Here is a 9,427-nt window from a genome sequence, read left to right on the forward strand (position 1 = left end):
TCGCTGGACAGTTTTTCCCGGCTGAGGGCCAGCAAGAGAGATTGCCTAAAATCTGGATCATCAAGAGGCGGTTTGCGGACATTCATCCCGTAAAACAACAAAGACAATCTGGTCCTTATCAATATCTGGTAACCCTGACCTCTCAATTCAGCAAGATCAGCAGAACCGGGAATAGGACAACCCTCCAATTTTCCCTTCAGAAAATCCGGAAAGGCTTCGTCTCTGTTTTCAGCTGGGTAAAAATGGAATTGGACCTCGTCCAACTCAGGTGGTCCGGCAAAATATTCCCTGTTGGCTTTTAATATGATTGTACCGTCCTGCCAGGACTCAAAGCGGAAAGGCCCCGTTCCCACCGGATTCCGGCCTAGAGGCTGCTTCGGGTCATCGATCATTTCCTTTGGAACGATCTTTGTGATGGGCATGGCAAGAGCAGAGAGGAAGGGAGCGTAAGGCTCCACCAGGTCCACCGCTACCTGGTTTTCACTCAGGACCTTGATGCCGCTGATATTATCAGCCTTGCCGTCCCGGAACTCCCTGGCACCCTTAATACGGTAAAGAAATTCTCTTGCGGATGTCTTGTTTTCCGGCTTAAACAGGCGGGCCAGGGAGGCTACTACGTCTTCGGCTGAAACCTCTTTGCCGTTGTGGAAACGCACGCCTTTGCGGAGTGTAAAGACATACTGTTTTCCATCCCTGCTGATGGTCCAGCTCCCGGCAAGTCCCGGTACTACTCTGAGGTTGCTGTCAAAGGCCACCAGCCCATCGTAGACCTGTTGTACAATATGGTAGGTGGAGATGAGTTCATCCTTCACCGGGTCAAGGCTGGACGGAACATAGAACAGAGGGAAGCGGAACACACCGCCGGCCAGGGCCGTACCCCCCCAGAATCCAACCAGCAGAAAACTCAAACCAACCAAAAAAAATTTACGCGTAAAAAAACGAGTGAACATGGTCAACCACCTCCGCATCAACTATTTGTGCCATATTCACTTGAGTGGGGTGGTTATGTCAACAAAGGTTTGACCAATTTGAACATGTTTCAGATCTGAACACTTTCGTTGGGAGAAACTTCCGTTCTGTAAACGGAAAACGGGAGGTGAACTGTCCACCTCCCGTTTCCTTCCCCCTAGCTCTCGGCTCAGGAATCTTATGAGAATTAGATCCCTCCACCACCACCAGAAGCCAGTACGATGCTTGCCCAGGTCATGATCGTGAACGCGGTTATCGTCATGGTTACCATTGCTTTTTTCATTTTATCTCCTCCCGAAAGTTAGAGTTTACCTGAAAGTTAAAAATTCAATTGTCCCTGATACCACTCACTAGAGCAAGACCCTTGCCAACTGTTAATATCTTTCCAAGTCACTGAAAATAAAGAGATAATGAGTAGCACCCACGAAACAGGAGGAGGTAAATTGCACACTATCGTGTGCATGTGAGGCAGATTCAGGGCTAAATAGGGAGAATTATTTAACGATTACAGATAGATAAGCCATATGCACACGATAGTGTGCATATGAAATGGGTTGTTCCGACACCATCATCCGTACCTGAGCCCCAGGCCGTGGGCTGCCATCTTTTTGATGAGGGTGTTTCTGTGGATCCCCAGCTCCCTGGCGGCTTCGGACTGGTTCCATCCGGACTTCCTCAGGGCTGACAGGATATACATTTTTTCAAACCTGCCTCTGGCATCCAGAAGACCTTTGGAACTGACCACGATCCCTCCATGGCTGCTGGGCTCTGGAAATACTACCTCGTTAGGCAGATCATGGACATCCAATGCGTTGTTATCCGCGGAGAAAGCAACAAGGCGCTCCAGCAGGTTTTCCATCTCCCGGATGTTCCCTGGCCAATGATATGTTTTGAATACCTCCATGGCCTCGGGTGTGACATCCGATACCTTCCTGTTCAGGCGATAGGCGATCTTCCCGAGGAAGTGCCGGACCAGCAGCGGGATATCACTCCTGCGCTCTCTGAGAGGGGGCAGGTGTACGGGAAGAACGTTGAGCCTGTAATACAAATCCTCCCTGAACTTGTGCTCGCTTATCAGTTCACGTAGATCCTGGTTCGTTGCGGAGATGATCTGGGCATTGACCCTGATGGACTGGCTGCCGCCAACTCGTGTTAATTCGCGCTCCTGAAGGACCCTGAGAAGTTTAGCCTGGAGGTCCTGTCTGAGTGTTGAGATCTCATCCAGAAACATGATCCCATCCTTGGCAAGTTCGAACTTGCCAATCCTTCTCTCATGGGCACCCGTGAACGATCCTTTCTCGTGCCCGAAAAATTCGCTCTCCAGCAGTTCCTGAGGGATAGCGGCACAGTTCACAGACACAAAGGAACCGCTGTTTCTCTGCCCTTTGGAGTGTATGATCCGCGCTATCAGCTCCTTTCCGGTCCCACTCTCGCCCGTTATGAGAACGTTGGAATCCGTTTTGCAGATCTGCTGAACGATACGAAATACTTCCTGCATGCCTCTGGATTTACCGACGATATTGCTGAAACCGCTCAGTTTGACCACTTCAGACCTGAGGTAAATAACCTCTCTCTTGAGTTGTCTTTTCTCCAGCGCTTTCTCCACAACTTTGAGCAATTCCGTTGAATCGAAAGGTTTCGCTATGTAATCAAAAGCGCCGTTTTTTATCGCCTGCACACCCAGGCGCGCACTGTCCGCGGCGGACAGCATGATCACTTCGGGAGGATCCGCCAACTTCATAATGGCGTCCAGAGTAGCCATTCCGCCCATCCCGGGCATCATCACATCCAGGATAATCAGATCTATCTCACTTTCACCCAGTGACTTCATGGCCATTTCACCGTTTTCAGCCATAAGAACGACAAAGAGATCCTCCAGGAGGGTCTCGAGAGATTCCCGCACCGGTGCTTCATCATCAACAACAAGAACTGTCTGGTTCAGAACCATTTTTTCGGTATCCATGATGCAGTCGTCTCCTGTCATATCCTGTCGTTAAAGCTTAACCAATGAGGGGATGCAATATCCTTGCCCCTATTCATTCAAGGGGAAAAAAATATTCTTTCTTTGGTTAATTTCAAGGGATCTCCAGCTTTATGCCCTCTGCAGCGGCTTGCCAGGCTGCCAGATTGCACGACTGGTCTCCTCCGGTACACCTTTGCAGTCCCCAGCCTTTCCCTGCCCGGCACAACCTGCACACTATCGTGTGCACATGTTTCTATCCATGTACACCCTTCAAGGATCACATGCAACCCCTCCCATGGAACCTGCTGAAAATAAAGAGTATTTTACAGCCTTCACCTTGGTACACATATTGAATGAAAAACATGCCACCATTTGATCCAATGAGAAGGTTCACAAGTCCAGGAGGCGATGGGGTTTTAAAGATGAAGAACAGTAAGGAAAAAAAGACTTTGCTCATTGTGGATGACGTTGAACTCTTTATTCAGCTCCAGATATCCCACCTCGGACACAGTCGCTACCATATTCACACCGCCCGCAACGGATCGGACGGATTGCAAATAGCTCGCTCCGTGAAACCTGATCTCATCCTTATGGATCTGTTCATGCCGGACATGGACGGGGACCAGGTCTGCCAAATTCTGAAAGGGGATCCCGAAACAGCCTCCATCCCGGTGGTCCTGGTCAGCTCAGGCACGAGAGGCAGGTCAAGGGATGCATCTGTTTTATCCAATTGCGATGGGCTTATTTTCAAACCAGTAAGAAGAGACCTGCTGCTTTCGGTGGTGGAAAACCTTCTCGGCACCAACCTCAGGGCTTGCGACAGGATCCGGGTGTCGATCGCGGGCACAGCGACCCTGGATGAAAGGGATTACCCCATCACCGTTCACACTCTCAGCAGTAACGGAGTTTTCGTAGAGATTGAACAGCAGCTTATCAGGGGAGACCTGATGGAGCTTTCCTTTCCTTTGCCGGATCAGGAAGGGAAGATCCACATCCGTACAGCAGCCGTGGTCTGGTGTAATTCAATGGAAACGGGCGGCTCTTCCGGTGCTGGAATCTATTTCCTGACTATCGACCAGGCAATGAGGAAGCGGATAAGCAGCTTTGTTGAAACCCGGACAGGAGTCAACTCTGCTCTTTTTGATAAAAATACTTCTTTCGAAAACGGCTCATGGTAGGTGTAGCTCAATCTCAAATCTCATTTTTGACTCATCCGGGAAATGAGTACCTGCAAATGAGCCCTGCTTTCACCAAACCGGTAACTGTCAAATTCTAAAAACTTAATTAACCACAGATGGTACACCCATAGACGCGCTTCGCTTGCTCCCCTCGACACGCTCGGGACAGGCAGGGCAGGCAGGGTTTCACGGAGTTAAATCATGCAATGAAACAAAACCTCAATTTTTTCACCACCCGTTCGTCACTCACTTCAATAATGTGACTCACTAAAGGACACTGAGAACACCCTTCGGTCCCGCCATGGGCTGGACTCAGGGCAGACTGAGGAATCAATCAGTTGATTTCGATATTATTCCCCCTCTCCCCCGGTGGAAGAGGGGTGGGGTGAGGGGGAATTTTCACCCCCACCTCTTATCCTCCCCCCTCAAGGGGGAGGAAGAATAAGGAAGTGGACTATTTAGTAAAAAATATCGCTTTTATAAGTACCGTTGTTAAAACCAGGTACGCATAAACCGGAAAAACCCCATTTTAAATTTTCTTTTTCAGGATCTCGTAGTAGGCCATGATATTTTCCACATAGCGGACAGGCTCGGTCCCTCTCGCATATCCGTACCGTGTCTCATGGTAAAATTCGGGCATCTGCAGAAAAGGCAGGGCCTCAACAAGGGATGACCAGGAATTGTCCTGGCGACCGTGCTGCCTTATTATCTCCTGCGCATCCCTGACGTGTCCATATCCCACGTTGTAGCTTGCCAGAGAAAACAATAACCTGTCCTCTTCGTTGTCGATATCGTCAAACCGCTCATAGAGGCTGGCCAGATATCCCACACCTGCGTCGATACTCTGCTCCGGGTCCATCCGGTTGACGACACCCATCTCAGCAGCTGTCCTCTGTGTCACCTGCATTAGTCCCCTGACTCCGGTGTGGCTTCTGGCGCGCGGGTTGAAATGGGATTCCTGGTAGATCATGGCGGCTATGAGGCGCCAGTCGAACCCATGTTTATCCGCAGCCTCTCTTATCATCTTCCGGTATCGGGGCAGGTCCGTTTCCACCCTCAGGTGAAACGCCTTGAGATCGAATCTGTTCAGACTATTCCCATCGTCATGGTATAGACTGTAGATCTCATTCAAGGTCCCGTCAGTTCTGATCCGGGTGAAAAACCCGTTCATGGTCTCCAGCAATTCCCCGTTACCCTTACGTACAGCCCACGCCAGGGACTGCGGTTCAGACAGGGGAAAAGCGATCCTTATGTCCGGATGATACATCCTGTTGAGAAGTGCAATATTGGAATCGGCCACGGTTATTTCGATCTCTGAATCCGCCACCTGCCTGATCAGCTCATCGGTGGGTACATTCGGAACCAGAACCAGCTCCATGTCCACACCCTCCCCGAGAAGCTCCGCCAGTCGCTCCTGGTAGGAAGTCCCTGCCCTGACGTGGACCGTCTTTCCATTAAGGTCGTCTACACTCTCAATATCGTAATTATCGTGGTGCACGATCACTTCCTGCTGAACGGTGAGGTAAGGATCGGAAAAATCGACCCGCCTTTTCCGGGAAGGAACAACCGTTACTCCCGCCGCGATGAAATCACCTTCACCGTGATCAAGCATGTCAAACATTTCCAGCCATCCGGGGGTGACCACTTCAAGATCGACTTCCAGGTACCTTGCGAACTCGGCAGCGAGATCGTATTCGAATCCGGCGGGTTGTTCCCGGTAAAGATAGTACGTACTACCGTTGTTCTGGGTAATTACAATAATGCTTCCGCGTTCACGAATACGCTCAAGGGAAGTTGGCTTGGAAAGGTGGACCTTCTGGCAGGAAAAGAACAAACCGGTGAGGAAAGTTAAAAACATGAAAAAGAGGAAAGACTTTATAAGACCCCTCAACATCCCTAACTATACCATGGTTAATCGTCCCTTTGCGATGCGCCCTGAGAGGCGGAGTCGGCCCGGACCCAAACAAAGCGGGGACGGAATATTTTCCGCCCCCGCTTTCCTGCAAACAGATAACTGATATCAGTTAACCTTCTGCTGGTACCTTTCCTGATAATATTTCTGGATCTCCTCCAGTTTCTTCTGGTCGAAGCCCTTGATAAACCATTCATGCCTCTCATCACTGAGAATATATTGGTTGATTATCTTCTCGTACACCTCAGGTTTACCGGCCTCCTCCGACAGACGCTTTGCTGCGGGCAGATACTCTGTATAGAAATGTTTGGCCACTTCATACAGACCGTGCCACCAGGCATAGTCCGGACCCGACATGGCGGCTCCGTGCCTTGCCCGGCGTCCTTCGTGGTGCCACAGTTCCCAGTAGATCCAATCGATCTCGTCGTTGAAGTTGCCTGCGGGAATCACACCCTCCTTGTGGAGAAGATCTCTGATCTCCATTGCCGGGATCCCGAACTTGGTGTCGTAAAGTTCCACAAACTCGTCCAGCTGCTTGTAGAAACCGTCTACGAAGCCACCAGCGTGACAGGCCGTGCAGATCTCCTCCATGGCAGCCCGCTTCTTTTGGCTATTTTCCATCTTCTTGGAAACAGGAGCGCGAAGGTTCCAGCTGAGCCGCTTCCCCACATCGTGGGTGACGCCCTCCTTGCCCCCGGCGCTCATGTGGCAAGTGGCGCAGGTGGGAGCATCGAAGTAGTCCACCCCTGCTACCCACTTGGGCTGATCCATGTTCAGCTCATCTTCGAAAGCCCTGTAGAGAATTCCGTGTTTGGATTCTTCGTAAACTTCCTTTTGTGGATGGTCGGGGCCAAGGTGGCACTTGCCGCACACTTCCGGCTTTCTGGCCTGTGACTTGCTGAACCGGTGCCGGGTGTGACAAGCCGAACACGAACCCTTGGAACCATCGGGGTTGATGCGCCCGATACCAGTATTGGGCCAGGTACTCGGATCAAGGGTGCCATCGTTGTTCGTTAGCACTATGGAACCGTGGCACTGGCGGCACCCCACCGCCACAGCCGGCGGACCACCCAGCGTCTGGCCCAGCAGGCCGTCTGCCGAGTTGATGATGTTGCCAGCTTCGGCGTGATGGCTGGCCTCCTGCTCCTCTGTCTCGGCGGCGTGACACCTGCCGCAATCCCTGGGCGAAACGATAATGGCGATGGTGTAGCCGTTGTGGTCCATGGCGTCCTTATCGCCCTTTTCCGCCTTGTGGCACTCGTAGCAGCCCACTCCAGCGTTCCAGTGGTTGCTCTTGTCCCACTGCTTGACGATGCCGAGAGTGCCTTGAGTGTGACATTCAAGACACTCGCCGGTTGCCTCCGAAATTTTGGCCGCCGCCGGACCGGCCGCCAGCAAAGAGCAAACGGCAAATACAAGAATGGCAAGTAATACTTTTTTCATGTGGTTCCCCCTTTTAGTGGGTGATTCCTGGTCACAAAAGCTCCTTTTACCAACCAAATGTTCTTTTTTAATAATAGCAGGTCTCAGGCATGATATTTTTTATCACGGGCGGAAGACTGAAGAATTGATCCAGGTCAAAGAGGAAAGAGGAAACCACGCTTTTTCCTTCCCGTTGAGCAAAAAGCCGATAACGGACTTTTTGCGACCCTGTCCGCGCCCCGAGGAGGGCGCCCGGATCGATGAGCGCCAGCCTGCGTCATCGATCCGTGAGGAAAGGGGAAACGACGCTTTTCCCTTTCCGTTGAGCAAAAAGCCGATAACGGACTTTTTGCGACCCTGTTAACGTTGAGTGTTGAAGTTTGAATTGTGGTGTTTCCGATCTATCGGGTTATATATGCCACAATTCAGGGCCTGATTTCAACCAGTCCCCTGCCCCCCTTCATAAGACTCCCCAGGCGCCATGCTCCCAAGCCCTCACGCCGCGTTTATCCCCTCCTGCGTCCGGCGTCCTGCGACTTAATTTGTTTCCGTTCTCAACGTAAAACGTACCAGCCAGAAGCTTGTAAAAGTTAGGACGCCCCACAGAACGAAACCGGCCGGGAACATGCCAGCATCGCCGAAGGCTCCGATTATCGTGGGAAGGACCCCCGCACCGATGATGAACGCCGGTGGCACTAAGAGGGACACCCCCAGGTTCCGTGCCCGGGGATCTACGATGTCCGACATGATGGTCCAGATGGGGGGGAAGAAAGCTGTGCTGAGCATGGGCTGGACAAAAAGCGCCATTTTGAAGAGGAGCTCGGAACTCACTCCCAGGGTCGCTGTGGCCACCCCGTTAAAGAATACGATCACAGCCAGTACCCTGCCGGCCCCGAATTGGTCCGTCACCCAGCCCACCAGGAACGGCGAAAAGATCGCGGCTATCCGGGACACGGAAAGAAGTGTATTGGCTGTCGTCTGGTCCAGCCCCCTGCCTGCCTGCAGATAGAGGGGAAGCATAGCGTATACACCCACGTTAGCGCCGGCGGCCAGCATGAAGATGAAGAGCAGGAACCAGTATTGCCTTTCCGACAGTATACGCCCGATGTTTTTTAAGGTGGGCGCTTCACCGTAGATCTTCCCGGTGATGGGGCGGGCAAGGTAGATAAACCCCAGGATGAAAATGCCCGCAGCCACCGGGAGAAGTACCATCTTCCACGGATAGTGACGAAGCATGATGTTGGCCAGAATGGGACCGAGGATGAAACACAGGCTCGGGGAGACCTCATGGAAGGAATAGGCCTTGCCGTAATCACGCTGAGCCAGCCCGTGCGTAAGGGTGGGAATGGCCGAAGGAAGGTAGATGCCGGTGGTAAAGCCCAGCAGTACGAGGGAAACACACAGGTAGAGCAGGGAGACCGACATGGAGGCCCCGGCTAGTACAACCCCGCAAGAGATGCATGAGTACCCAATGGTAGCCGGGTGGGAGATCTTCTGTGAGATGAATCCCGAGATCAGGAGACCAATCATGTAACCGATGGTTATGATTAAAAACAGGGATCCGGCTCCCGTGTGGCTGAGCCCCAGGTCCTTTTCGATGGGTACGAGAAGCGGACCCCAGATAAACCGCGCCAGGAAATTGAAAAGGAAAATAACCGTCATGAACAGCAGGGGCGCCAGCCTGTTCCTGAAAGGGACTACCTTCTCACCATCGGTGCCGAGTGCCGCATGTTCGCCCGTCACGGTGCAATCCACCCCACATCCGGAATAGAGTACCGGGTTATTTGACTGGAAAGGTTACCGTACACATCTTTAATTGATCGCATTCCTCGAACTCGCGCGCCGGCAGGAAAAAATTTCGGCCCGGATATACCACCGGGCCGGACAGAGCGATGCTGCGTCATTCCTAGCCCGGACTATTCACGAGGTTCTTTTCCGTTCCGGCGGCGTTGCTGAGTCGTTCGCTTGTGCGGAATACTAAAG

Annotated in this window: 6 protein-coding genes; 1 reads left to right on the forward strand and 5 read right to left on the reverse strand. The window is 52.0% G+C overall.

Translation table 11 applies throughout. From position 1 onward, the window contains the following. Positions 1 to 950: ABC transporter substrate-binding protein (locus P1S59_13820; protein MDF1527313.1), on the reverse strand; the 950-nt coding region annotated here is incomplete at its 3' end. Positions 951 to 1,537: 587 nt separating this feature from the next. Then, positions 1,538 to 2,932, reverse strand: coding sequence for a sigma-54 dependent transcriptional regulator (locus P1S59_13825; GenBank protein ID MDF1527314.1), 1,395 nt, complete (start codon positions 2,930 to 2,932; stop codon positions 1,538 to 1,540). A gap of 422 nt (positions 2,933 to 3,354) precedes the next feature. Between P1S59_13825 and P1S59_13830 the strand changes: the two genes are divergently transcribed. Further along, positions 3,355 to 4,110, forward strand: coding sequence for a response regulator (locus P1S59_13830; GenBank protein ID MDF1527315.1), 756 nt, complete (start codon positions 3,355 to 3,357; stop codon positions 4,108 to 4,110). Between the two features lie 529 nt (positions 4,111 to 4,639). Here the strand turns inward: P1S59_13830 and mltF are convergent. The 3 genes from mltF to P1S59_13845 form a co-directional block, all read right to left on the reverse strand. Then, positions 4,640 to 6,004, reverse strand: coding sequence for a membrane-bound lytic murein transglycosylase MltF (gene mltF / locus P1S59_13835; GenBank protein MDF1527316.1), 1,365 nt, complete (start codon positions 6,002 to 6,004; stop codon positions 4,640 to 4,642). Between the two features lie 126 nt (positions 6,005 to 6,130). Further along, positions 6,131 to 7,465, reverse strand: a complete 1,335-nt coding sequence (locus P1S59_13840; protein MDF1527317.1) for a multiheme c-type cytochrome — start codon at positions 7,463 to 7,465, stop codon at positions 6,131 to 6,133. 516 nt (positions 7,466 to 7,981) lie between these two features. Next, complete coding sequence (locus P1S59_13845) at positions 7,982 to 9,187, reverse strand: MFS transporter (GenBank protein ID MDF1527318.1); 1,206 nt, start codon at positions 9,185 to 9,187, stop codon at positions 7,982 to 7,984. Between the last annotated feature and the right edge of the window lie 240 nt (positions 9,188 to 9,427).

It is taken from the genome of bacterium, from assembly GCA_029210965.1.
Taxonomy (GTDB): Bacteria; BMS3Abin14; BMS3Abin14; order BMS3Abin14; family BMS3Abin14; genus JALHUC01.